Source organism: Nocardioides sp., from assembly GCF_036401255.1.
Taxonomy (GTDB): Bacteria; Actinomycetota; Actinomycetes; order Propionibacteriales; family Nocardioidaceae; genus Nocardioides.
The window spans coordinates 1-23,402 of the sequence record NZ_DASWVI010000487.1 but is presented as its reverse complement, the minus strand read 5'-3'; the positions used below and the strand labels follow the sequence as shown (position 1 = coordinate 23,402).

The 23,402-nt window shown below is 72.8% G+C and carries 24 protein-coding genes and 1 tRNA gene; 14 read left to right on the top strand and 11 right to left on the bottom strand.

The window, feature by feature from the left end; genetic code table 11:
- The first annotated feature begins 41 nt into the window (after positions 1-41).
- Positions 42-1,202, top strand: coding sequence for a sensor histidine kinase (locus tag VGD85_RS22600; RefSeq protein WP_331065685.1), 1,161 nt, complete (start codon positions 42-44; stop codon positions 1,200-1,202).
- Positions 1,199-1,858, top strand: a complete 660-nt coding sequence (locus VGD85_RS22595; protein WP_331065684.1) for a response regulator transcription factor — start codon at positions 1,199-1,201, stop codon at positions 1,856-1,858. Before VGD85_RS22600 ends, VGD85_RS22595 begins: the two co-directional genes overlap by 4 nt.
- A 7-nt stretch (positions 1,859-1,865) precedes the next feature.
- Here VGD85_RS22595 and VGD85_RS22590 read toward each other — a convergent pair whose 3' ends face one another.
- A complete protein-coding gene (locus tag VGD85_RS22590) occupies positions 1,866-2,291 on the bottom strand; it encodes an OsmC family peroxiredoxin (RefSeq protein ID WP_331065683.1) in 426 nt (141 codons plus the stop codon).
- Between the two features lie 131 nt (positions 2,292-2,422).
- Between VGD85_RS22590 and VGD85_RS22585 the strand changes: the two genes are divergently transcribed.
- From VGD85_RS22585 to VGD85_RS22570, 4 genes are all read left to right on the top strand, one after another.
- The gene (locus tag VGD85_RS22585) at positions 2,423-2,797 is read left to right on the top strand and encodes a globin (protein ID WP_331065682.1); all 375 of its coding nucleotides are present in this window, start codon (positions 2,423-2,425) and stop codon (positions 2,795-2,797) included.
- 132 nt (positions 2,798-2,929) lie between these two features.
- On the top strand, positions 2,930-3,454 hold the full coding sequence (locus VGD85_RS22580; protein ID WP_331065681.1) for a hypothetical protein: 525 nt from the start codon (positions 2,930-2,932) through the stop codon (positions 3,452-3,454).
- 75 nt (positions 3,455-3,529) lie between these two features.
- Positions 3,530-4,213 carry a hypothetical protein gene (locus tag VGD85_RS22575; protein WP_331065680.1) on the top strand — a complete coding sequence of 228 codons (684 nt, stop codon included), beginning with the start codon at positions 3,530-3,532 and terminating at the stop codon, positions 4,211-4,213.
- Positions 4,210-4,782 carry a sigma-70 family RNA polymerase sigma factor gene (locus VGD85_RS22570; RefSeq protein ID WP_331065679.1) on the top strand — a complete coding sequence of 191 codons (573 nt, stop codon included), beginning with the start codon at positions 4,210-4,212 and terminating at the stop codon, positions 4,780-4,782. The genes VGD85_RS22575 and VGD85_RS22570 overlap by 4 nt, the downstream gene beginning before the upstream one ends.
- Here VGD85_RS22570 and VGD85_RS22565 read toward each other — a convergent pair.
- Both VGD85_RS22565 and VGD85_RS22560 read right to left on the bottom strand, forming a co-directional pair.
- On the bottom strand, positions 4,746-5,600 hold the full coding sequence (locus tag VGD85_RS22565; protein WP_331065678.1) for an acyl-CoA thioesterase: 855 nt from the start codon (positions 5,598-5,600) through the stop codon (positions 4,746-4,748). The genes VGD85_RS22570 and VGD85_RS22565 overlap by 37 nt on opposite strands.
- Positions 5,601-5,643: 43 nt before the next feature.
- The gene (locus VGD85_RS22560; RefSeq protein WP_331065677.1) at positions 5,644-5,820 is read right to left on the bottom strand and encodes a hypothetical protein; all 177 of its coding nucleotides are present in this window, start codon (positions 5,818-5,820) and stop codon (positions 5,644-5,646) included.
- Between the two features lie 141 nt (positions 5,821-5,961).
- Here VGD85_RS22560 and VGD85_RS22555 point away from each other — a divergent pair, with 141 nt between their 5' ends.
- From VGD85_RS22555 to VGD85_RS22545, 3 genes are all read left to right on the top strand, one after another.
- Positions 5,962-6,558, top strand: a complete 597-nt coding sequence (locus VGD85_RS22555; RefSeq protein WP_331065676.1) for a hypothetical protein — start codon at positions 5,962-5,964, stop codon at positions 6,556-6,558.
- 93 nt (positions 6,559-6,651) lie between these two features.
- Entirely contained in the window at positions 6,652-7,866 is a 1,215-nt protein-coding gene (locus VGD85_RS22550; RefSeq protein ID WP_331065675.1) for an acetyl-CoA C-acetyltransferase, read from the top strand.
- 123 nt (positions 7,867-7,989) lie between these two features.
- On the top strand, positions 7,990-8,484 hold the full coding sequence (locus VGD85_RS22545; RefSeq protein ID WP_331065674.1) for a MarR family winged helix-turn-helix transcriptional regulator: 495 nt from the start codon (positions 7,990-7,992) through the stop codon (positions 8,482-8,484).
- 313 nt (positions 8,485-8,797) lie between these two features.
- Here VGD85_RS22545 and ettA read toward each other — a convergent pair whose 3' ends face one another.
- From ettA to VGD85_RS22520, 5 genes are all read right to left on the bottom strand, one after another.
- A complete protein-coding gene (gene ettA / locus VGD85_RS22540) occupies positions 8,798-10,480 on the bottom strand; it encodes an energy-dependent translational throttle protein EttA (RefSeq protein WP_331065673.1) in 1,683 nt (560 codons plus the stop codon).
- Between the two features lie 57 nt (positions 10,481-10,537).
- Positions 10,538-10,978 (bottom strand): single-stranded DNA-binding protein, encoded by a 441-nt coding sequence (gene ssb, locus VGD85_RS22535; RefSeq protein ID WP_331065672.1) that lies wholly within the window; start codon positions 10,976-10,978, stop codon positions 10,538-10,540.
- Between the two features lie 126 nt (positions 10,979-11,104).
- On the bottom strand, positions 11,105-12,760 hold the full coding sequence (locus VGD85_RS22530; RefSeq protein ID WP_331065671.1) for a GTPase: 1,656 nt from the start codon (positions 12,758-12,760) through the stop codon (positions 11,105-11,107).
- 73 nt (positions 12,761-12,833) lie between these two features.
- On the bottom strand, positions 12,834-14,561 hold the full coding sequence (locus VGD85_RS22525; RefSeq protein WP_331065670.1) for a dynamin family protein: 1,728 nt from the start codon (positions 14,559-14,561) through the stop codon (positions 12,834-12,836).
- Positions 14,558-15,691 (bottom strand): PrsW family intramembrane metalloprotease, encoded by a 1,134-nt coding sequence (locus tag VGD85_RS22520; protein ID WP_331065669.1) that lies wholly within the window; start codon positions 15,689-15,691, stop codon positions 14,558-14,560. The genes VGD85_RS22525 and VGD85_RS22520 overlap by 4 nt, the downstream gene beginning before the upstream one ends.
- Before the next feature lie 68 nt (positions 15,692-15,759).
- Here VGD85_RS22520 and VGD85_RS22515 point away from each other — a divergent pair, with 68 nt between their 5' ends.
- From VGD85_RS22515 to VGD85_RS22500, 4 genes are all read left to right on the top strand, one after another.
- Positions 15,760-17,202: an aminopeptidase P family protein gene (locus VGD85_RS22515; RefSeq protein ID WP_331065668.1), complete on the top strand. Its 1,443-nt coding sequence runs from the start codon at positions 15,760-15,762 to the stop codon at positions 17,200-17,202.
- Positions 17,203-17,315: 113 nt separating this feature from the next.
- Positions 17,316-17,389 (top strand) — tRNA-Arg (locus VGD85_RS22510).
- A gap of 91 nt (positions 17,390-17,480) precedes the next feature.
- The gene (locus VGD85_RS22505; protein ID WP_331065667.1) at positions 17,481-17,705 is read left to right on the top strand and encodes a DUF2188 domain-containing protein; all 225 of its coding nucleotides are present in this window, start codon (positions 17,481-17,483) and stop codon (positions 17,703-17,705) included.
- Between the two features lie 87 nt (positions 17,706-17,792).
- A complete protein-coding gene (locus tag VGD85_RS22500; RefSeq protein WP_331065666.1) occupies positions 17,793-20,195 on the top strand; it encodes an SCO7613 C-terminal domain-containing membrane protein in 2,403 nt (800 codons plus the stop codon).
- A 16-nt stretch (positions 20,196-20,211) separates the two neighbouring features.
- On the opposite strand, the gene VGD85_RS22495 is transcribed toward VGD85_RS22500, so the two are convergent.
- The 3 genes from VGD85_RS22495 to VGD85_RS22485 form a co-directional block, all read right to left on the bottom strand.
- Positions 20,212-20,436, bottom strand: a complete 225-nt coding sequence (locus VGD85_RS22495; protein WP_331065665.1) for a hypothetical protein — start codon at positions 20,434-20,436, stop codon at positions 20,212-20,214.
- Positions 20,437-20,495: 59 nt separating this feature from the next.
- Positions 20,496-21,152 (bottom strand): response regulator transcription factor, encoded by a 657-nt coding sequence (locus VGD85_RS22490; RefSeq protein ID WP_331065664.1) that lies wholly within the window; start codon positions 21,150-21,152, stop codon positions 20,496-20,498.
- Between the two features lie 129 nt (positions 21,153-21,281).
- A complete protein-coding gene (locus VGD85_RS22485) occupies positions 21,282-22,337 on the bottom strand; it encodes an adenosine deaminase (protein WP_331065663.1) in 1,056 nt (351 codons plus the stop codon).
- 488 nt (positions 22,338-22,825) lie between these two features.
- On the opposite strand from VGD85_RS22485, the gene VGD85_RS22480 reads away from it, so the two are divergent.
- The coding region (locus tag VGD85_RS22480; RefSeq protein WP_331065662.1) for a DUF222 domain-containing protein at positions 22,826-23,402 on the top strand (577 nt) is incomplete at its 3' end.

Below are 23,402 nucleotides of genomic sequence, written 5' to 3'. Positions count from 1 at the left end.
GGCCGATCCGGACGACCGGCCCGCTTCCCTAGGCTGAGGCCGTGATCCGCGCGGCGATCGAGTCGGCCTGGGCGGAGCCCCGCTCTCCGGGCGCTCCCCCTCCCCTGCCGCGCGACTGGGTGCTCGTCGGCGTGTTCGTCACGACAGCGGTCGTCGAGGTCGTCCTGCGCGACGACGTCGTCTGGGCCCCGGTGGCCACGGCCGTGACCATCGCCGTCGCGATCTCACTGCCCTGGCGACGTCTCCATCCGCTGGCGACCGTCGTCCTCGGGTTCGGCTCGGCACTCGCGATGACCGCCGCCGCCTGGGCCCTGGGGATCGACCAGGAGGTGGGCCTCAACACCACCGTGTTCGTGCTCCTGCTCCCCTACGCGCTCATGCGGTGGGGCTCGGGTCGGCAAGCGGTCGTCGGATCGGGGCTGATCGTCGTGACCGCGACGTTGGGGCTCGTGCGGGAGTCGACCGGCACCGGCGACGTGATCGGTGCTGCCGTGGTCCTGCTGCTGCCAGCGGTGCTCGGGCTCGCCGTTCGGTGGCGCGACCATGCACATCGGCGGGAGCTGGAGCAGGTCAAGCTGGAGGAGCGCGGCCAGCTGGCCCGGGAGCTGCACGACATCGTCGCCCACCACGTCTCGGCGATCGTGATCCGCGCCCAGGCCGGCCGCGCGGTGGCCGCCTCGGACCCGGACGCGGCTGTGGACGCACTCGGCGTGATCGAGGGCGAGGCCGCCCGCACGCTCGCCCAGATGCGAGCCATGGTGGGGGTGCTGCGCGAGGGCCTTCCCGCGGACCTCGCCCCGCAGCGTGGGCTGGGCGACATCGCGGGGCTGGCCCGTGCCGAACCCGTCCCGGCGATCGAGGTCGAGCTGCCCACCGCCGTCGAGACCGTGTCGCCGACCATCGGGGCAGCACTCTTCCGGATCGCTCAGGAGTCGGTGACCAACGCGCTGCGACACGCGCACGGCGCCACCCGGGTCACGGTGCGGGTGTCCGACGAGGGTGCCGACCTCCGGATCCAGGTGCGCGATGACGGCGCGGCCGAGCCCGGCGGGCTGGGCTCGGGCTACGGGCTGGTCGGCATGAACGAACGCGCCACGCTGCTGGGCGGACAGCTCAGCGCCGGACCTCAGCCGGGCGGCGGATGGCTGGTGGACGCGGTGCTCCCCCGCGAGGTGCTCCCCCGAGACAGGGCCGGGGCATGACGATCCGGGTGGTGCTCGCCGACGACCAGGAGATCGTGAGGACCGGGCTGCGGATGATCCTCGACGCGCAGCCGGGCATCGAGGTGGTCGGCGAGGCGGGCGACGGCCGGACGGCCGTGCAGCTGACGCGGACCGTCCGGCCGGACGTGTGTCTGTTCGACATCCGGATGCCCGGGCTCGACGGCATCGAGGCGACCGCGCAGGTGACGGCCTTCCCCGACCCGCCGGCGGTCGTGGTCATCACGACCTTCGACCTCGACGAGTACGTGTACGGCGCTCTGCGCGCGGGCGCGCGGGGCTTCCTGCTGAAGGACGCCGGGCCCGAGATGCTGGCCCAGGCCGTCCGCGCCGCGGCCGAGGGCGATGCCCTCATCGCTCCGCGGGTCACCGCCCGGCTGCTGGAGACGTTCTCGCGTCCCGCCAGGTCACACCCGGCATCGCCGGTGGAGCCCCTCACCGACCGTGAGGAGCAGGTGCTCCTCACGGTCGCGCGGGGACGGACCAACGCCGAGATCGCCGCGGAACTGCACATCAGCCTGAGCACCGTGAAGACCCACCTGGGCAGCCTGATGGCCAAGCTCGGTGCTCGGAACCGGGTCGAGATCGCGATGTGGGCCTACGAGACCGGGCGGGTGGAGAGCACCGGTCCGCAGTAGGGATCGGTCAGGCCAGCGAGGCCTCGAGCGTGATCGTGGTCCCGGCGAGGGCCTGGCTGACCGGGCAGCCCTCCTTGGCGGCCTGCGCGGCGGAGACGAAGTCGTCGTTGCTCATGCCCTCGACGACGCCCTTGACCGTGAGCTTGATCCCCGTGATGCCGGTGCCAGGGGTGAACTCCACCTCGGCGCTGGTGTCGAGCGCCGTCGGCGGGGTGCCGGCCTTGGCGAGACCGTTGGACAGCGCCATCGAGAAGCACGCCGAGTGCGCGGCCGCGATGAGCTCCTCGGGGCTGGTCTTGCCGTTCGGCTCCTCGGCACGTGAGGGCCAGGACACGTCGTACGTGCCGATGCCGGAGGACTCGAGGGTCACCTTGCCGGCACCCTCGAAAAGGCTGCCCTCCCAGTGCGTCGTGGCGGTGCGAGTCGTTGCCATGTGCGGATCACTCCTCGTTCGTTGGCGGTGAGTTGGTGTGCGTAGGCGGTGCGTCGGCTCGGAAGGCCGTGACGCCGCGAGTCTTGCACGCCGCCCGGCCACCCTCATCGGGCGGACGACAGAATGGACCGGTGAGCACGTTCTACGAGGAGATCGGCGGCCTGGAGACCTTCCGGCGGATCGTCGCGAGGTTCTACGAGGGAGTCGCCGAGGATCCGGTGCTGCGGCCGATGTACCCCGAGGAGGACCTCGGGCCTGCCGAGGAGCGGTTCCTGCTCTTCCTGGTGCAGTACTGGGGCGGCCCCACGACGTACTCCGACAACCGCGGCCACCCGCGGCTGCGGGCCCGGCACGCGCCGTTCGCGGTGACGCCCGAGGCGAAGGAGCACTGGCTGCGCCACTTCCGGGCCGGCCTGGACGAGGTCGCGCTGACACCGGAGCAGGACGCGCAGTTCTGGGACTACGTCACGCACGCCGCGCAGTTCATGGTGAACAGCCTCGAGTGAGGGCCGCGGGCTCGAGCGGACCCCGGGCAGAAAACGTCCGGATCTCGTGTAACGCCGGACCGGGGCCGTGACAGGTCTGGGGTGAACGGGCGGACCACCGCCGACTCGACCCCGACACAGGAGGCCCAGCACATGCGCAGGACCACCACCGCTGTCGCCGCGACCGCGGCCCTCGCCGCAGCACTCACGTTCGGCACGGCGTACGCGACGCAGTCCGGCTCGGACAGCGACGACGCCAGCACCGCGACCACCACGACGAGCTCGCCGGTGCTGAACAAGAACGGCCACGAGGTCAACGAGCACGCCGCCGCCGGCCAGGCCCGCGCGGCCGAGGCCCGCGCCCAGCACGAGGCGACCGAGACGCCCGAGACCGAGGCCCCCGAGACGGAGGCTCCGGAGACCGAGGCTCCCGAGACGGAGGCTCCGGAGACCGAGGCCCCCGAGACGGAGGCTCCGGAGACCGAGGCCCCCGACAACGACGGCCCGAACGAGCACGCCGGCACGCACCCCGACACCCACGCCTTCCCGGGCGGGACCGACCACGGCCAGGACGGCCTGGAGCACGGCCACCAGGGTGACGACCGGGGCAACGGGCCGGACGAGCACGCCGGTGACCACCCGAACGAGCACGCCTCCCCCGAGCCCTCCGAGGGCTGATCCCAGGACCGGCGGTCCCGACGTTGACCCACCCCCGACTAACGTCGGGACCGCCAACCCTGGGAGGAGCACGACATGCCCGACCACCCCACGCGCGCCCGATTGCGGACGCCGGCACCCACGCTGGAGCCGGACGACGCGTTCCTCGCGCGCCTGAGCTCGCTCGCCGCGGCCGGCACCCCCGCTCCGGCCGGCGCAGCGGCACCGCGCGTGACCTGGCGCGTCGGACTGGCCGCGGCGAGCGTTGCCGCCGTGCTGGTCGGCGCCGCCTGGTTGAGCGGCCTGGGCACCACCGATTCTCCCGATCCGCTGCCGCCGGCCACGCCGGGCGGCCGCACCCCGCTCCCGAGCACCAGTCCCGACGGGTCCGCCGGTCCGTCGTCTGACGGGTCGCGCGGGACCACCCCCGACTCCTCGAGCCGACCGGACACCAGCGGTTCGCCGGACGGATCCACCACCGGTTCTGGCGGTTCTGGTCCCGGCACTCGCGGACCGGGGTCGCAGCCCACCGGCACGACCGGAACGACCGGCGCTGGCGACGCCGGCGACTCCGGCGAGCACGACACCCCCGGGTCCGGCGCCGGCCAGGATCCGGGCGAGCAGTCTTCCGACGGCCATCCGGGGCAGGGCCCCGACGAGCACGCCGGCGACCATCCCAACGAGCACGCCTCCGACCACCCGACGGGACGGCCGGACGACGCAGACCATGCCACCGGGGAGCGCCTCGGTGGCGGAGCGGGTGGCAGACAAGCCAGGTGACCAGCGACGACGAGGTGGTGGCGGCCGCCAAGAGGGGCGACGCCGTGGCTTGGCGCGCCCTCTACCGCAGTCACGCCGGCCGCCTGCTCGTGTGGTTGAGCACCCGTCCCAGCGGAGACAGCGCCGTGACCGCCGAGGACGTGGCGGCCGAGGCGTGGCTGGTCGCGGCGGAGAAGATCCACGACTTCGACGGTTCGTCGTCGGAGTTCGCCGGCTGGCTCTTCGGCATCGCCCGCAACCTCAGCGGCAACACGCGTCGACGCAGCCAGCGGCGCGGCACCTACGCCACCGACCCCCACGAGATCGCGGACCCCGCCCTGGTCCCCGGCCCGGAGCCGGCGTACGCCGCCCAGGACTGGGTGGTCCGCGCGCTGGCCGACCTGCCGACCCGCGAGCGTGAGGTCGTGGGCTGCCTCGAGGTCGTCGGCCTCGACGTCGAGACGACGGCCCGCGCCCTCGGGATGTCCGCGGTCGCGGTGCGCGTCGCGCGGCACCGCGGCCTCAAGCGGCTCCGGTCGGCAGGGGTCGGGCCTCAGGACACCAGCAGCGAGCGCAGCCCCTCGAGATAGGGCTCGGGCGGGGGGACGGACCGCTCGGTCCGCGGGTCGAAGAACACGATCGCGACCCGTGCGCGGGCCAGGACCGTCTCGCCGTCGAGGATCATCGACTCGATGGTCGCGGAGCGCTGGCCGACGCGTGAGGCCCAGGACCAGGCGTCGTACGGCTCGGGACGGAAGAGGATCGGCACCCGGTAGTCGACGTCGGTCTGGGCGACGACCAGCGAGATCGGGTCCAGGTCGCGCCACAGGTCGGCGACCATCAGGATCCGCGCCTCCTGGAGGTACTCGAAGTACTTCACGTTGTTCACGTGGCCGTAGACGTCGACGTCGGAGAAGCGCACCTGCACGGGTGCGTGGGCCGCCACGTCGGGGCGCACCCTGGCCAGCGGCACACGCGGCGCCGGATCGTCGGGCTCGAGGAACACCGCCAGGCTGTCCCGCTCGTCGGGGGTGAGCCGGCGTGGACGCTCGTCGGCGAACACGTACGGCGTCAGCACGGTCTTGGCGCGCGCGTAGACGCGCCGCTCACCGTCGGGCCGCTCGTGGAAGATCTCGTAGGCCAGCGTGAACGTCGCGGCCCTGATCTCGGTGACCCAGGACTCGATCGTCACGGGCTCGAACCCGAAGGCGAGCGGAGCGAGGTAGCTCACCTCGTGCCGGACCACCACCACACCCTCGGCGAGCGCACCGGTGTGGGCGGCCGGCCCGTGGGTGCGGAGCATGTCGACGCGGGCCTCCTGGAGGTAGTCCACGTAGACGACGTTGTTGACGTGCCCCAGCAGGTCGAGGTCGGCCCAGCGGAGCGGACATCGATAGGTGTGCCGCACCCGCCCGATGCTGCCAGACGCGGCCACCGGACGGGGTGAGGCGTCAGGGGGTGAACACGAGGCGCCGGTAGTGGGCCCGCAGGCTCTCGTGGCGGGCGAGCCGGTCGCGCCGCTGACCGACGAAGAAGCTGGTCAGCACGCCGATCGCCACCAGGGAGGCGATCAGCCCGACGACGACGAACACCATCGCGACCACGCCGAGGAACGGGTAGGTGATCATGATCGGCCTTTCTACGGATGTAGTCTCTACTTCTGTAGAAGTTACCCGGCCGATGGTCGCCGACCAACTCGGGGGCAGGCGTAGTGTCCCGGCTCACAGGATCGCCCCGACCGCCCGGTCGTCGCAGGAGAGGTGCGTGTCATGTCCTCGGTGAGCCCGCGTCGTCGTCAGCTGCTCGACGCCGCGCTGCACGTGATCGCCGACGAGGGCCTGCGCGGCCTCACCCACCGGGCCGTGGACCGGCGGGCCGGACTGCCCGAGGGCACCTGCTCGGCGTACCTGCGGACCCGCTCGGCGCTCCAGTGCGCGCTGACCGAGTACGTCGCGAGCGCCCTGCTCGCGGACGTCGACCGGTTGGCCGAGCAGCTGCGGCTGGAGTGCGAGGGCGAGCAGGAGAGCGTCGATGCGGCGCTCGCCTTGTTCTTGCGGTGGCTGGACCAGCGCGAGCTGCTGGTGGCTCGCCTCGAGCTGAGCATGGCGGCGACCCGCGACCCGGCACTGGCGGCGATGCTCGCCGACCAGCGGTCGCGCCTGGTCACGGTGGTCGAGGGGATCATGACGACGACCGGCAAGGCCGACGTCCGTGAGCGCGCCGAGACCCTGGTGGCGTCGTACGACGGGGTCCTGCTGGCTGCTCTGCTCCGCGCCCCGTCCGAGCGCCGTGAGTTCTTGTCCAGGTCGCTGGCGCTGATCGGCGAGCAGCTCTCCAGCGGCGACCCGGTCGTCGACGAGGCGTGACGAGCGTCTCGTCCAGAGCGCCGGTGCTCGGTCTAGTCTGGCCGGACACCTCGCCCACCCCGATCCCCCGATCGCGACCAAGATGGAGCACGCATGCCCGAGGCAGTCATCGTTTCCGCCGCCCGCTCCCCCATCGGCCGAGCCAACAAGGGCTCGCTGAAGGACCTGCGCCCCGACGACCTGAGCGCCCTGATCATCAAGGCCGCGCTGGACAAGGTCGAGGGCCTCGACCCTCACTCCGTCGACGACGTCTACCTCGGCTGCGGCCTGCCTGGTGGTGAGTCGGGCAACAACATGGCGCGGATCGTGAACGTGCTCAACGGCATGGACGACGTCCCCGGTGCCACGATCACCCGCTACTGCGCCTCCTCGGTGCAGACCACCCGGATGGCCTTCCACGCGATCAAGGCGGGCGAGGGCGACATCTTCGTCTCCGCCGGGGTCGAGACGGTCTCCCGGTTCGCCAAGGGCACCTCCGATCACTGGCCGGACACGAAGAACCCACTGTTCGACGAGGCGATGGCCCGCACGGAGAAGACCGCCGAGGGCGGCGTCGACTGGCACGACCCCCGCGAGGACGGGCTGCTCCCCGACGCCTACATCGCGATGGGTCAGACCGCCGAGAACGTGGCCCGGCTGCGCGGCCTGGACCGCAAGGAGCTCGACGAGTTCGGTGTCCGGTCCCAGAACCTCGCCGAGAAGGCCATCAACGACGGGTTCTGGGCACGGGAGATCACCCCGGTCACGACGCCGGACGGCACGGTCGTGAGCGCCGACGACGGCCCGCGCGCGGGGGTCACCTACGAGGCGATCTCGCAGCTCCAGCCCGTGTTCCGCCCGGACGGCGTGGTCACCGCGGGCAACTGCTGCCCCCTCAACGACGGCGCGGCGGCGGTCGTGATCATGTCCGACACCAAGGCGGCGGAGCTGGGCGTGACGCCGCTCGCCCGGATCGTCGCGACCGGCGTCAGCGGGCTCTCCCCGGAGATCATGGGCCTGGGACCGGTCGAGGCCACCAAGCGGGCGTTGGCGAACGCCAAGATGAGCATCGGCGACATCGACCTGGTCGAGATCAACGAGGCCTTCGCGGCGCAGGTCGTCCCGTCCTACCAGGACCTCGGCATCGACCTCGACCGGCTCAACGTCAACGGCGGCGCGATCGCGGTCGGACACCCGTTCGGGATGACGGGGGCACGGCTGCAGAACACGATGCTGAACTCCCTGGACTGGCACGACAAGACCACCGGCCTGATCACGATGTGCGTGGGCGGCGGCCAGGGCATGGCCCTCATCCTCGAGCGCCTGTAGCTCCTCGCTCCCAGGACGCCGGCCGCGATCGCGGCCGGCGTCCTCGCGTCTTCGACCGAGGTCACACTCCTGCATCGGCGCGAGTGACCTCCAGGGCCCCGCGTGACGACCTAGACTGCCCGCGTGAGCGACAACGGGGGAGACGGACCGCGCTGGCTCGACGACACCGAGCAGCGCTCCTGGCGCGCGCTGATCATGGGCATGACCCTGCTCCTCGACCGCCTCGACGACGAGCTGCGTCGTGCGTGCGACCTCTCGCTCGTCGAGTACGAGATCCTGGTCCGGCTCTCCGAGGCCGAGGGCCGGCAGATGCGGATGGCTCAGCTCGCCGACGCCCTGGCCCACAGCCGCAGCCGGGTCACCCACACGGTGGCCCGCATGGAGCACGCCGGGCTGGTCGTGCGCCGCAGCTCGCCCGACGACGGCCGCGGCGTCGTCGCCACGATGACCGACGAGGGGCTCGACCTGCTCGAGCGGATGGCGCCCCTGCACGTCGAGGGCGTCCGTGCCCACCTCGTCGACCTCGTCAGCCGTGAGGACTTCGCCGCGGTCGGCCGGGTGATGAACGCCGTGTCCGACCACCTCGTCGCCGCCCACCCGGAGATGGAAATTCGGTAGGACGCGCCAGCGGCCTACAACGAATTTCGGTTGAGCAAGCGACGCGACTGAGGAACGAAGTCGCGTCGGCGCGTCGAAACCGAGTCGGTCGGCGGACGCACTCGAACTGGTAACCGACGCCGAGACTCCGCAGGGCGGCGACCGGCGTCACCGCCCCGCGTACGTCTCGGTGGTTTCGAGGCTCAGGCGCCAGAGCGCCTTCGCACCTCAACCACCGCCAGCCTCAGGCGCCAGAGCGCCTTCGCACCTCAACCACCGCCAGCCTCAGGCGCCAGGGCGCCAGGGCGCCTTCGCACCCCAACCACCGCCAGGCTCAGTCGCGTGTGAGGCGCCGGTGGGTGACCCGGTGCGGGCGGGCCGCCTCGATGCCGAGGCGCTCGACCTTGTTCTCCTCGTAGGAGGCGAAGTTGCCCTCGAACCAGAACCACTTGGCATCGTCGTCGTCGTCGCCCTCCCAGGCGAGGATGTGGGTGGCGATGCGGTCGAGGAACCAACGGTCGTGGGAGGTGACCACGGCACAGCCCGGGAAGTCGAGCAGCGCGTCCTCCAGGGAGGACAGGGTCTCCACGTCGAGGTCGTTGGTCGGCTCGTCGAGCAGCAGCAGGTTGCCGCCCATCTTGAGCGTGAGCGCGAGGTTGAGCCGGTTGCGCTCGCCGCCGGAGAGCACGCCCGCCTTCTTCTGCTGGTCGGGACCCTTGAACCCGAACGAGGCGACGTAGGCCCGGCTGTTCATCTCGAAGTTGGCGACCTTGATGAAGTCCAGGCCGTCGGAGACGACCTCCCAGACGTTCTTGTTGGGGTCGATGCCGCCGCGGCTCTGGTCGACGTAGGAGATCTTCACGGTCTGCCCGACGGTGAGCGCGCCCGCGTCGGGCTCCTCGCTGCCGGTGATCATCCGGAACAGCGTGGTCTTGCCGACACCGTTGGGGCCGATCACACCGACGATGCCCGCGCGCGGCAGCGTGAAGGACAGGTCGTGCATGAGCGTGCGGCCCTCGAAGCCCTTGACCAGGCCCTTGGCCTCGAGCACGACGTCACCGAGCCGCGGACCGGCCGGGATGTTGATGTCGGAGGTGTCGATCTTGCGGGCGCGGTCGGCCTCGGCGGCCATCTCCTCGTAGCGGGCCAGACGCGACTTGCTCTTGGCCTGTCGCGCCTTGGGGTTGGAGCGGACCCACTCCAGCTCCTTCTCGAGCATCTTGGCGCGCTTGGCGTCCTTCTGCCCCTCGATCTTGAGGCGCTCCTTCTTCGTCTCGAGGTAGGTCGAGTAGTTGCCCTCGTAACCGTGGATCTGGCCACGGTCGACCTCGGCGATCCACTCGGCGACGTTGTCGAGGAAGTAGCGGTCGTGGGTGACGGCGAGCACGGCGCCCGGGTAGCTCTTGAGGTGGCCCTCCAGCCACTGCACCGACTCGGCGTCGAGGTGGTTGGTCGGCTCGTCGAGCAGCAGCAGGTCGGGCTGCTGGAGCAGCAGCTTGCACAGCGCGACGCGGCGGCGCTCACCACCGGAGAGGTTGTCGACCAGCGCGTCGGGCGGCGGGCAGCGCAGCGCGTCCATGGCCTGGTCGAGCCGGCTGTCGAGGTCCCACGCGTTGGCGTGGTCGAGGTCGGTCTGCAGGTCGCCCATCTCAGCGAGCAGCGCGTCGTAGTCGGCGTCGGGGTTGGCGAGCTCCTCGGAGATCGCGTTGAAGCGGTCGAGCTTGCCCTTGATCTCGCCGACGGCCTCCTCGACGTTCTCCAGGACCGTCTTGCCCTCGGTCAGCGGCGGCTCCTGCTGGAGCATGCCCACGGTGGCCTCCGGGTCGCGGATCGCGTCGCCGTTGTTGGGGTGGTCCAGGCCCGCCATGATCTTGAGCAGCGACGACTTGCCGGCACCGTTGGGGCCGACGACGCCGATCTTCGCCCCGTGCAGGAACGAGAGGGTCACGTTGTCGAGGACGACCTTGTCGCCGTGGGCCTTGCGCACGTTGCGCAGGGTGAACACATATTCCGCCATGGGGCCCGAGCCTAGTTGGCGAACGGCTGCGAAGCCCGATCGGGGGGCGACCGCGCATCAGGCCGCCACCTCCTCCCCCGGCGCCTCCGGCCCGGTCGGGGCGCCCGCCTGGACACCGGTCTCGACGGTCGGCTCCCGCTTCGGGGTGCGGGTGAAGTGGCTGGTCCCACGGGCGAGGTCGTGGCCCAGGTGGGTCGCGTCGATCTCGAACCCGGTCACCTCGACGTTGTCGGAGTTGACCCAGGCTCGCAGGTCGAGCCGGCCCTGGACGACCACGGGGTCGCCGCGGCGCAGCGAGGCCGCGCAGTTCTCGGCGAGCTGGCGCCAGACGTTGACGGTGAACCACTGGGTCTCGCCGTCGGACCAGTTCTCGGTGCGGCGGTTGAAGCGGCGCGGGGTGCAGGCCAGCCGGAAGCTGGCGACGGGCACGTCGCCGGCGCGGCGCAGGGTCACGTCGCTGCCGAGCCAGCCCTGGACGGTGATGACGGATTCGTTCACGGAGGTCTCCTTGCCTCGGTCGGTGCGGTCAGACCGAGGCTCCGGGGACACGCCGACAGGCACCGACCGTCCCGGCCGGTGCTGTGGAGAACGCCGTCGGGGTCGCTCCTGTGGACGGTAGGTGGGTCAGGCGAGCGCGCGGCTGAGGCCGTTGCGCACCGCGGTGTACGCCGCCAGCTCGATCTCCACCGGATCGACGACCAGCTCGTGGGAGACCTCCGCGACCGCGCCGCGGAGACGCTCGTCGGCGTCCTCGGCACGCTGCCGGGCGACCTTGCGCGCCGCGATCCGGCATCCGAGCCCGAGGAGGACACCGAGCACGATGCCCCCGACGAGCAGCACCAGCGCCAGCGCGACGCCGGCGACCTGCGGGGTGTCGGAGTCCTGGAGCTTGCCGGTGCCGGCGAGCACGCCGGTCCACACCAGCCCCGCGAGGCCGGCGGCGAGTAGCAGCCACTGGACGACCCGGACCAGCCCGGCCCAGAGCGGCAGCCGGCCGACGCGGACCTCGGCCGATGCGAGGGCACCGTCGAGCCGGTCGCCGAGCTCGTCGAGCCGCGAGACCGACGCCCGGCGCACGGCCTCCACCCACGGGCTCGCCAGCCCCTGGGAGACGTCGTCGGCCAGCACGCGGACCTCCGTGTCGACCCGCGCCCGCTGCACCTGGGCGGTCTGCGGCTCCGCCCCGCGGCCGCGACCGGCCAGCTGACGGCCGTCCGGGCCGAGATCGAGATCGAGGTGCTTCAACGGGTCGGGCTTGATGCCGGAGAGCCAGGTGAACACCGGCCAGCTGGTCGCCCGCGTGACCCGCATCCGCGTGGACCGCTCCACGGCCTCCACGATCGTCGGGACGCCCGCCGTCTCGGCGAACGCGTCGTCGAGAGCCGCCACGCGCTCGGGCGTGAGCACCCGGGTCGGGGCGTCGCCCGACGCGAGCGACAGCTCGGTCGCGGCGGCGCGCACGTCCGCGTCGAGGCGGGCCCGGGTGGCGTGCTTCTCCGCGGCACGACGGGCGATCTCGGCACGCAGCTCGGGGATCCCGGTGCCGTGCCGGGCGCTGACCGCCAGCACGGGCACCCGGTCGAGACCGTCGGCGTCGAGCAGGCGGCGCACGTCGTCGAGCATCGACTGGCGCCGCTCCTCGGGCACCGTGTCGATGTGGTTCAGCACGACCAGCATCACGTCCTGGCGGTCGGCCGAGGGCGCGAGGTAGCGGTCGTGGATCGCCGCGTCGGCGTACTTCTGGGGGTCGAGGACCCAGACGAGCAGGTCGGCGAGGTCGACCAGCCGGTCCACCTCGAGATGGTGCGCGACCTCGGTCGAGTCGTGGTCGGGCAGGTCGAGGAGCACGACCCCGTCGAGCTCGGACTCGTCGCCTCGGCGTCCCGAGTCGAGCATCGAGTCGCGGGTCGTCTGGTGGCGCGGCGGGATGCCGAGCCACTCGAGCAGCTCCTCGGCGCCGTCTCGGCCCCACACGCACGCCGAGGCCCACGACGTCGTCGGCCGGCGCACCCCGACGGCGGAGAGCTCCAGGCCGGTCAACGCGTTGAAGGTCGAGGACTTGCCCGACCCCGTCGCGCCGCCGATCGCGACCACCGTGTGCGTGGCCGACAGCTTCAGCCTCCCGGTCGCGCGGTCGATGACCGCCTGGGCGTCCTCGACGACGGCGTCGTCGAGCCGGCCCCGGGCCGCGTAGGTGGCGGCGTCGAGACCCTCGATGCGGGCACCGATCTCGGTGCCACGGGTGACCAGCTTCTTGGCCCCCTCGAGCAAGGACGTCATGTTCTCCCTCGCCCCGGCGACGGCGGGGTGCAGCGGTGGGACAGTGCAGGACCCACCCTAGGGGGTCGGGTGCTCACGTCGTCGTCTCGGCTCCCGACCGGGCCTGCTCGAACCGCCGGTCGTCGACTCGTCGGGAGGCGGCGCGGAGCTGGTCGGGGGCGTCCGCGGGCAGGTCGAGCCCGTCGAGGACCGCGACGTAGCGGGCCCGCTCGCTCTCCGCGAGCGACCTGAGCCGGCGCTCCAGCGACGCACCGGCTCGTTCGACGAGCGCGTCGACCGCGGCCGCACCGAAGACGGCGTCGAGCAGCGTGCGGCCCAGGTCGTCGGCGACCGGCGCCGTACGCCGGAACGTCGCGACCATGAGCGCGACGCCCAGCCCATGCACGCCATAGGCGAGGAAGCGGGCGCTGGTGCGCTTGTCGGCTCCCTCGGTGCGGATCAGGTCGAGGACCTCCTCCTGCCAGACCCGGACCTCGGACTCCGCGCGCCGGCGCAGGTCCGCGGCGGGTCGACGCAGGTCGTCGCGCCCGACGAGCAGCCCGGCACCCGCACCCGACTCCGCCCAGGCCGTGTGGACGCGGGTCGCCGCCGCCTCCGCGTGGTCGAGCACGAGCGCCTCGGCTCCGGCCTCGACGGCGAGCAGCACCCGGTCGGCCTGCTGGGGCGTGCCCTTGACCGCGCTGACGACCCGGTCGCGCAGCCGCCCGACCCGCTGGTCGAGGCCGCGGAGCAGCTCACCGGTGCCGACCAGGTCCTGCCAGCGGGCCAGCACCTCGCCGCGCAGCAGCGTCCCGTCGCCCGCCTCGGCCACGAGCCGGGCGGTGGCGTCGTCGTACGTCGTGCCGGCCACGGCGCGCAGCTGCGCCACGGCGTCGAGCTGGGCGGCGGCGGCGTCGGCGATCGCGTAGGTCTGCCGGCCGAGCGTCCGGATCGTGCCGTCGAGGGTCTGCCGCACGACCAGGGCACGGGCGTCGGCGTCCTCGGCGAGCGAGACCAGCCACCCGCGGATCTCCGCGACCTCCTCGGCAGGGAGCAGCCCGTCCTCGGAGATCGGCGCCTCGTCGACCGTGAACAGCGGGGAGTCCTTCAGCCCCCGGCTCGCCAGCATCCGGGCCAGGTGGGCCGCCACCGTCTGGACGGAGTCCGCGGGCGTGCGGTCCAGCACGATCGCCACCGACGTCGACCGCTCGGCGGCCTGGCGGAGGTAGTCCCACGGCACCTGGTCGGAGTAGCGCGCCGCGGACGTCACGAACAGCCAGAGGTCGGCGGCGGCGAGCAGCTGGGCCGCGAGCGTGCGGTTGTGCTCCTCCACGGAGTCGACGTCGGGCGCGTCCAGGATCGCCAGACCCTCGGGGACCGTGTCGGCCGCGACGAGCTGCAGGGCGTGCGGGTCGTCCGTCGCGTGGTCGGTGCGGACGAGGTCCGGCAGCAGCCGGTCCTGGCCGAACCAGCGCGCGTCGTCGGGGTGGTGGACGAGCACTGGCGAGCGCGTGGTCGGGCGCAGCAGCCCGGACGCGGTGACACGACGCCCGACGAGAGAGTTCACCAGCGTGGACTTGCCGGCCCCGGTGGAGCCGCCCACGACCACGAGCAACGGGGCGTCGATCGTCATCTGCCGCGGGATCACGTAGTCCTCGAGCTGGTCGATCATCAGCTGCCGCGACGTACGCCGCTCCTCGACCCCGGGGACGTCCAGAGGCAACCGCGCGGCCTGCAGGGCACCGCGCAGCTGCACCAGGGCGGTGAGCATCCGGGTGTCCATGTGGTCGCTGTGGTCGCTCTCGTCGCGAGAGAGGGTCATCTGGTGGGTACCACCTGTCCGGGGAAGGCGATCGACGGGCGCAGTGCCGCGATCCGCTGGAGGAACTGCTGACCGCGTGCCGCGTAGTCCGGCGGCGGCGTCCCGCGTAGGAACCGGTAGTGCAAGAACCCGAGCTCGATGGCGGCCTGCTGGTACTCCCGCATGGCGCGCTCGGCCGCCCGCCCACCCTGCTGCCGCGCGAACGCTCGGCTGCGGCGACGGGCCGTGAGGTCGACCACCCAGCCGATGTCGGTGGCCGGCACCAGCCCACGGTTCGCGGCGTCGGTGAGGGCCGAGGCCAGCACGCGGCGCTCGGAGCCGCGGACCCAGACCGCGAGACCGATGAGCGCCACGAAGGCGGGGGCCATCAGCACGACGTAGGCGACCACGAAGTTGTCGAAGCCGTACACCGTCGAGGTGTTCCACACGGCATGCGCGACCACGGCAAGGGCGTACCCGCCGAGCGGGAAGAGGATGCGGGCGGCGGGCCGGCGGGCGTTGACGGCCAGACCCACGCCGATGCCCGTGAACGCCGTGAACAGCGGGTGCGCGAACGGGCTGAACAGGCACCGGACCACGAACGTCGCGGTCAGCGCCTCGGTGCCGCCCGGGCCCGCGCCGTCGGTGCCGTTGTACGCCGCCGCCAGGTAGAGGATGTTCTCGGTGAACGCGAACCCGATGCCGACCATGCCGGCGTAGACCAGGCCGTCCAGCACTCCGTCGAGCTCGGCCCGGCGCCACCAGAGCAGCAGCAGGAGGAACACGCCCTTGCTGGCCTCCTCGGTCACCGGCGCGACGATGGCGAGGCTCTGCTTGTCGGTGAACGAGAGCACGAACCCGCCGACGCCCTGGATCAGCAACGCGGCCGCGGTGGCGACGAAGCAGCCCCAGAGCAGGCCCGCGGCCAGCAGCGTGCGGGGCTCGGGCTCGTAGCGGTCCAGCCACAGGTAGCACGCCACCAGCGGACCGACCGGCAGCGCCGCGAGCACGGTGGCGAGCGCGAGCGATCCGGGGGCGCCCGACAGGGCCAGGACGGCGAGGATCGCCAGCGCGCCCAGGCACACCAGCACGGTCACCACGACCGCGAACGCGACCGATGAGGTCGCGTGGTCGCGGCGGGCACCAGGCATGGACGGCAGCCTATCGGGGCTGGGCCGCCGCACCGTGCCGGTGGCGCGTCGCGGCGTACAGTGAGCGCGTGAGCGAGCCGACCCCACCCGAAGGCACCGACGCGTCGACGCAGCCGGCGACGCCCAAGACCGAGTCGCACGACCCGGCGGTCCCCGCCGCCTACGCCGCGTTCATGCGCGAGGGCTGGGGCGACCGCGAGCTCGACCTGCCGGTCCAGCCGGTGGCCGAGCCGGCCGCGCGCCGCCGCGCCCGGCTGGCCGAGGCGTTCCCCGGCGAGCGCCTGGTGCTCCCGGCCGGCACCTTCAAGGTCCGGGCCAACGACACCGACTACCGGTTCCGGCCGGACACCGCCCACACCTACTTCTCCGGCAACCAGACCAGCGACGCCGTCCTGGTCGTCCAGGGCGGCGAGTCGGTGCTCTACGCCCGTCCGCGCTCCTCGCGCGAGACCGACGAGTTCTTCCGCGACCGCCAGTACGGCGAGCTCTGGGCCGGCCGGCGCCCGTCGCTCAAGGAGATCTCCGACTCGCTCGGCCTCGAGGTGCGCCACCTCGACGAGCTGCCGGACGCCCTGCAGGGCAGCGGCAAGACCCGCGTGCTGCGCGGGGTGTCCGCGACGGTCGACGGCCTGGTCGGCGCCGACGAGGCCCGCGACGCCGAGCTCGCCCGGGTGGCCTCCGAGCTGCGCCTGGTCAAGGACGAGTGGGAGATCGAGCAGCTCCAGGAGGCCTGCGACATCACCACGCTCGGCTTCGAGGATTCCGTGCGCGAGTGGGACGACGTGCTTCGCTACGGCGAGCGCTGGATCGAGGGCACGTTCTTCCGCCGCGCGCGGGCGATGGGCAACGACATCGGCTACGACTCGATCGTCGGCGGCGGCAAGCACGCCACGACGCTGCACTGGATCGACAACACCGGTCCGATCACCCCCGGCGACCTGGTGCTGCTGGACATGGGCGTGGAGAACCGTTCCCTCTACACCGCCGACGTGACCCGCACGCTGCCCGTCGACGGCCGGTTCACCGACCTCCAGCGCGAGCTGTACGACCTCGTCCTCGCGGCGCAGGAGGCCGGCATCGCCGCCGTACGTCCCGGCCAGCCGTTCCGCTCGGCCCACAACGCCGCCATGGAGGTGCTCGCTCACGGCCTGGAGGGCATGGGGCTGCTCCCGGTCTCGGCGCAGGAGGCACTCGACCCGGAGAGCCGGGTCTACGCCAGGTGGACGCTGCACGGCACCAGCCACATGCTGGGGCTGGACGTGCACGACTGCGGCCAGGCGGCTCCCGAGGCGTACGCCGAGGGCACGCTCGCCGAGGGCATGGTGCTCACCGTCGAGCCGGGTCTGTACTTCCAGGAGGACGACCTGCTGGTGCCCCAGGAGCTGCGCGGCATCGGTATCCGGATCGAGGACGACATCCTGGTCACGGCCGACGGCTCGCGGAACCTCTCCGCCGCCCTCCCCCGCACCTCCGCCGACGTGGAGGAGTGGATGGGCTCGCTGCGCCGCTGACCTCGGCGTGTTCGACGACGACCGGCGTGCGGCATACTGACGCCCGGTGGCGCACTCGCCCGCGTGAACGACACCTCCACCCGAGGTCGAGCTCGTAGGCGTCGCCTCCTCCCGCCTCCGTAGCTCAGCTGGATAGAGCAGCGGCCTTCTAATCCGCCGGTCGCAGGTTCGAGTCCTGCCGGGGGCGCTCCACTCCGCTCCACTCCTCCATCCGATGAGGCACGTTCCGGGCCGGTGCCTCTGGGTACCGGTTGCGCAACCGACCAGAGGAGAGCGCCATGCCTGAGGGCGACGTCGAGACGTACCACGTCGACGGCCGATGGAAGAACAAGATCGAGGGCCACGGCGACCTGCCGCAGGACTTCGACACCCGTGAGGCGGCCGTCGAGGTCGGCCGCGAGGAGGCCCAGGACCGCCGTACCGAGCACATCATCCGCAAGCTCGACGGGACGATCGGCGACCGGCACACCTACGGGCACGACCCGCGGGACATCCCCGGCTGATCGGAGCTGCCTGGGACGCCCCGCCGACCCACACCCGACATGGCCGTTCCGCCTCGGGACGCTCGTCGGTTGTGGGTCAATGGCGGTGTGAGGCGCTTCGGGGACCCGCTCGTCTGTCCGGACTGCTCGGCCCGGCTGCCGCTCGGCGCCCAGGCCTGTCCGGCGTGCGGGCTCGGCCTGAGCGGCCCGGTCGCCTCGGAGCTGCTCGCAACCCTCCAGAACGCCGACCGGCTGCTCGAGCAGCTGCGCGCCGACTCGGCAACCCTGCCCGAGCAAGCCCCGGTCACCCTGCCGCCGCCACGGACCCGTCCGGAGCGGCCGGAACGCCGCGGCCTGAGCCACCTCTCGGTCCCGAAGATCCTGCTCGGCCTCGGCGCCCTCTGCCTGCTCGTCGCCGCGGTGATCTTCCTGGCCGTCGCGTGGTCCTGGCTCGGCGTCGGCGGCCGGACCGCGGTGCTGGTGGGCCTGACCGTGCTCAGCGGCGGTCTCGGCGTCTGGTTCGGCCGGCACGGGCTGCGGATGGCGGCCGAGGCGCTGACGACCGTGGCCCTGGGCCTGCTGGCCCTCGACGTCGTCGGAGCCGACAACGCCGGCTGGCTCGGCGACCTGTCCACCAACGGCACGGTGTGCGTCACCGGCGCCGTGGTCACGACGGCGGCGCTGACGCTGACGGTCCTCACCCGGCTCGGCGCCCCACAGCTCGGCGCGGCCTTCGCCGGCTCGGCCGCCGGGATCGGCGCGCTCGGGCTCACCGACCACCGCCAGCTCGTCGCGGCGGTCGCCGTCCTCGGGTACGCCGTCCTGGTGGCGCTCGGCCGCCGCCTCTCGCTGCCCCTGCTGGTCGTCGCCAGCGCTCTCATCGCGACCTGGTGGTGGCTCGGCCTGGCGGTGTCGGGTCTGCAGGAGGCCGCCGACCACGCGAGCCTCGCCGGCCTGTGGGCCCACGGCCACGGGCTCGCGCTCCTCACCGCCGCGCTGATGCTGCTCCTCCCGGCCGGCCTCGCCCGCCACCACCCGCAGGTGGTCCGGGCGGCCGCGGCGGCCAGCGCCACAGCGCTCACGGTCACGGCCGCACTGCCCTCCGTCGACGAGACCACGACGACGGTGGGCGTCGTCGCGATCGCCGCGACACTGGCGTGGACCGCCGCCGCCGTCCTCCTGCCGGAGGCCTGGCGTCCCGTGGCCCAGCTGCCGCTCCTGGCGAGCGCGGTGCCGGTCGTCCTCATCACGCTCGGCCTGGCCGCCGAGGCCACGGTCAACGCGACCGGCCGCGAGCCGTTCACCACCACCGTCGGCTTCGACCTCCCCGACGCGGACCCGGTCGCTCACCCGGCGCTGCTGGTGGTCGGAGCGGCGACCCTGCTGGCCGCGGTGACGTCGGTGCTGCCACGCGCGACGGAGCCCGCCTGGCTGACGGGTTCCGCCGGCGGCCTCGCCCTGGGCGGCATCGGCTCGCTGGCGCTCCTGCCCGTGCCTGCGTGGACGATCGTGGGCGCCCTGCTGCTCGTGGGTGGCGCGCTCGTCGCGCTCGGCGTACGCCGAGACGACACGCTCGGCGTCGGGGCGGCGATCGCCGGGGTGCTGGTGAGCGTCGGCGCCATCACCGTGGCGCTGCCGAGCGCGGCCCTGACGACCATCGCCACCGGCGTACTCGTCGTCGAGGCGATCGCGATCCGGTGGACCGGGCGGTTCGCCGATGCCGGGACGGGCGGCGGGCTGCTGCTGCCGGTGGCGTCCGCGGCCTTCGTCTGGTCCGGCTTGACCGCGGCGGACGTGGATCCGGTCTACCGCGGCGTCCCGGTGCTGGTCGTGGTCGGTCTGCTCGCGCTGGTCATGGCGGTGCCGGACGTCGAGGTCGCCGCCGCCCTGGGCGGGGCGGCGGCCGCCGTCGTCGCGGTGACCTCGGCGGACGACACCGCCACCGCCCTGGCGATCCACCTGACCGTGGCCGGCGCACTCGTCACCGCGAGCGCCCTCGTGCACCCGACCCGCCGGGTGCTCGGCTGGCCGGGCGGTGGGCTGCTGGCCGCGGCCACCTGGGTCCGGCTGGCCGACCTCGGGGTCGAGGCGCCCGAGGCCTACACGCTGCCGGGCGCCGTCGCTCTGGTGGCGGTCGGTCTCGACCGGTTGCGCCGCGACCCGGAGGCCTCCACCACGACCGCGCTGCTCCCCGGGCTGGTGCTGGGCACCGTCCCGTCGCTGGTGTGGGTCCTGGACGATCCGGCGTCCCTGCGCGCCCTGCTGCTCGGACTCGCCTGTCTCGCTCTGGTCCTCGCCGGCCCGGCGCTGCAGTGGAGCGCCCCCCTCGTGGTCGGCGCCGCGGTGGGTGCGGTCCTCGTGGTGCGTGAGCTGGCGCCCTACGCGGCCGACGTCCCGCAGTGGGCGCTGATCGGCCTGGCCGGCACGGCCCTCACGGTCGTCGGAGTCACGTGGGAGCGCCGGGTGCGCGACGTACGCCGGACCACGGCGTACCTCGGCCGCCTACGCTGACCCTCCGCGCTGCCGCTCAGCGGTCCTCGGGATGGTCGGCATCGGCGATGGTCTGCTGGTACTGCTCGCGCTCGGCCGGGTCGAAGTCGTGCTGCTCGGGCCGGTTGAGATGCTCGTTCGGCTCCTCCTGCAGGTCGTCCGCCGCGCTGGCGTCGGACACGCCCTCCTCGTCCGGGACCGCATCGGTCTCCACCGGGCGGACCTCCTCGACCGGCTGCTTGGTGTGCTCACGATCTCCCATGCCGATCGGGTACCCGCCCACGGCACCGCCATGCTCGCCCGGCGCCCGGCCGGGGCGGGTCAGCCGTCGGTGGCGAGGCTGCGGCTCCGGTCCGGGGAGAAGCCGTGCGTCATCCCCCACGCGACCGCCTGCGAGCGCCGGCTCACCTCGATCTTGCGGTAGGCCGTGCGGATGTAGGTCTTGACCGAGTTGATCGAGAGGTAGGTCTGGTCGGCGATCTCCTGGTTGCTCAGGCCCTGGGTGATCAGCGCGACCACCTCGGCCTCACGCGCGGTCAGGCCGAGCTCGCGTCCGGGCCACTCCCCGCTCGGGTCCTCGTCGGCAGCCTCGACCGACGCCGGCGGGGCCACGGTCTCGCCGCGGTGGATCGCCTCGATCGCGTCGACGATCTCCCCCGCGCTGAGGCCCTTGGAGACGTAGCCGGCCGCGCCGTGGTCGATCGCCCGCTGGACGAGGTCGGGCTGGAGGTTCCAGCTGAAGATCGCGACCGGCACGGTGTTGCCACGCACCAGGTCCTCGAGGTCGACCGCGTCGCCCTGCACCTGACCGAACGTGTCGTAGAGGATGACGTCCACGTCGCTCACGACCGAGAGGCCGGAGTCGAGCTCGACGACGACGACGCGGTCATGGTGCGGGGCGAGCATCGCGGCGACGCCGGCGACGACGATCTCGTAGTCGTTGACGACCGCGACGCGGATCGGGGACCTGCTTGACATGGCGTCACCCTAATCCTGGCCACGCGTGCGTGTGAGTGTGATGCGGTCGACACGCGCGCCAATCCCAGGGTTTGGCACCCGCTCGGGATACAAAGGTGTCGGCCCCGCTTGGTATGAGCTCGCGGGGCCTTATTCCATTTCCGGGCCCTCCGCCGCCGCGTAGGCGTCGATCTCGCCGAGGATGCGCCGCTGCACGTCGCTCTCGGCGAAGGACACACGTACGGCGGTCCGCGCCACGTCGGCCACGCCGGCGCGGTCGAGATCGAGCAGGTCGGCCGCCAGTTCGTACTCCCGGTTCAGCGTCGTGTTGAACATCGGCGGGTCGTCGGAGTTGACGGTGACGGTCACCCCGGCGTCACGGAACGCCCGGATCGGGTGGTCCTCGAGCCGGCCCACCGCGCGGGTCGCCAGGTTCGACGAGGGGCAGACCTCGAGCGGCACGCCACGCTCCGCGAGGTGGACGAGCAGGTCGGCGTCCTGGGCGGCCGAGGTCCCGTGACCGATCCGTTCGGCACCGAGGAGGTCGAGGGCGTGCCAGACGGTCTCGGGACCGGTCGTCTCACCGGCGTGCGGCACGCTGTGCAGCCCGGCGGCGCGGGCGGCGTCGAAGTGGGGCTGGAACTGCGGCCGGGGCACGCCGATCTCCGGACCGCCGAGCCCGAAGCCGACGAGCGCGTCGGTGCGGTGCTCGAGAGCGTACGCCAGCGTCGCGTCGGCCGCCGGCAGACCCGACTCACCCGGGATGTCGTAGATCCACCGCAGCACCAGGCCGAAGTCCCGCTCGACCGCCACCCGGGCGTCCTCGATGGCCTCGGTGTAGGCCTCGATGGGCATGCCCTTGCCCTCCTCGTGCGGGCGCACGGACGTGTACGGCGTGCAGGTCAGCTCGGCGTACCGCAGGCCCTGTCCGGTCGCCATCTCCCGCCCGATCTCGTGGGTGAGGTAGCGGATGTCGTCCGGCGTCCGGACCAGGTCGACCACGGCGAGGTAGACCTCGATGAAGTGCGCGAAGTCGCGGAACTCGAAGAAGCGGCGCAGCTCGTCGGGGTCGCTCGGCACGGTCCCGGGGTGCCGCTCCGCGAGCTCGGAGACGATCCGCGGCGACGCCGACCCCACGTGATGGACGTGCAGCTCGGCCTTCGGCAGGCCGGCGATGTAGGCAGACATGGACTCGCTGATGCTCACCCGCCCGAGTCTGTCAGCGCTCCGCCGTCCCCGAGAAACCACCGCCGCGGCTCTGCTCCGGCCCGCGGGTCCTCGGGGGCGCAGGTGGTTGAAGAACGGGGGACGTGGTCGCCGTTCGCTGTGGTTGAGCGCGAGGTGGTGACCGCGTTCGGAGGTCTCCCTCGCCGTCGCGAGGAACGAGCCGCGGCGTATCGGGTCCGCCACCGACTGTGCGTCGGCTTGCTGGTGGTCTCGGGTCGGGGTGGCTTTGACGGGGGACGTGGTCGCCGTTCGCTGGGGTTGCGCGCGAGGTGGTCACCGTCGGCCTCTCGGCACCAGGCCTGCGTGTGGTCGTCGTGCTTGTGGTCACCGTCGTCGACCCGGGATTCCGGCTACCGACATCACCCACCCAACGACTCCGGAAGATTTTACTTTCGAAGTGGTCGGAGCCCTGTGGAACAAGGCGATTCCGGGGCTGCGCTGTCGGTGGGCAGTGCTGGGATGGATCCATGGCAGCCACCCCGCTCACGCACCCGGACCTCGATGGTCCCGGCGGGGTGCTGGCTGCCCTCGAGGCCAACCACGGCGTCTTGACCGGCGCCGAGGTCGCGCAGTTCGAGATGGCGACCGAGTGGGCGGCCGCGCACCCGGTCGAGGACCTCGACGACGCCGCCACCGTCGAGGGCACCGAAGGGGAGCTGGCGATCGCCGGACCCGGGGCGCCGCTGGTCGCGGAGTTCTGTGTCGCGGACTTCGCCCTCGCCGTCGGCCTGTCCACCGACGCGGGACGTGGCTACCTCGGGGATGCGGTCGAGGTCCGCCACCGGCTCCCGCGGCTGTGGGAGCGGGTGCTGGCCGGGCAGGTCGCGGTGTGGCGGGCCCGGCGGATCGCGGGCTACACCCGCTCCCTGCCCTTCGCGGGGGCCGCACACGTGGACCGGCACCTCGCCCCCGTCGCGCACCGGCTCACCTGGGCGCAGCTGGACCGCACCGTGGAGGCCGCCCGCGCTACGTTCGACCCGGTCGAGGCCGAGCACCGCCGGCTCCGGGCCGCGGAGAGCCGGTTCTTCGACGTCGACACCCACA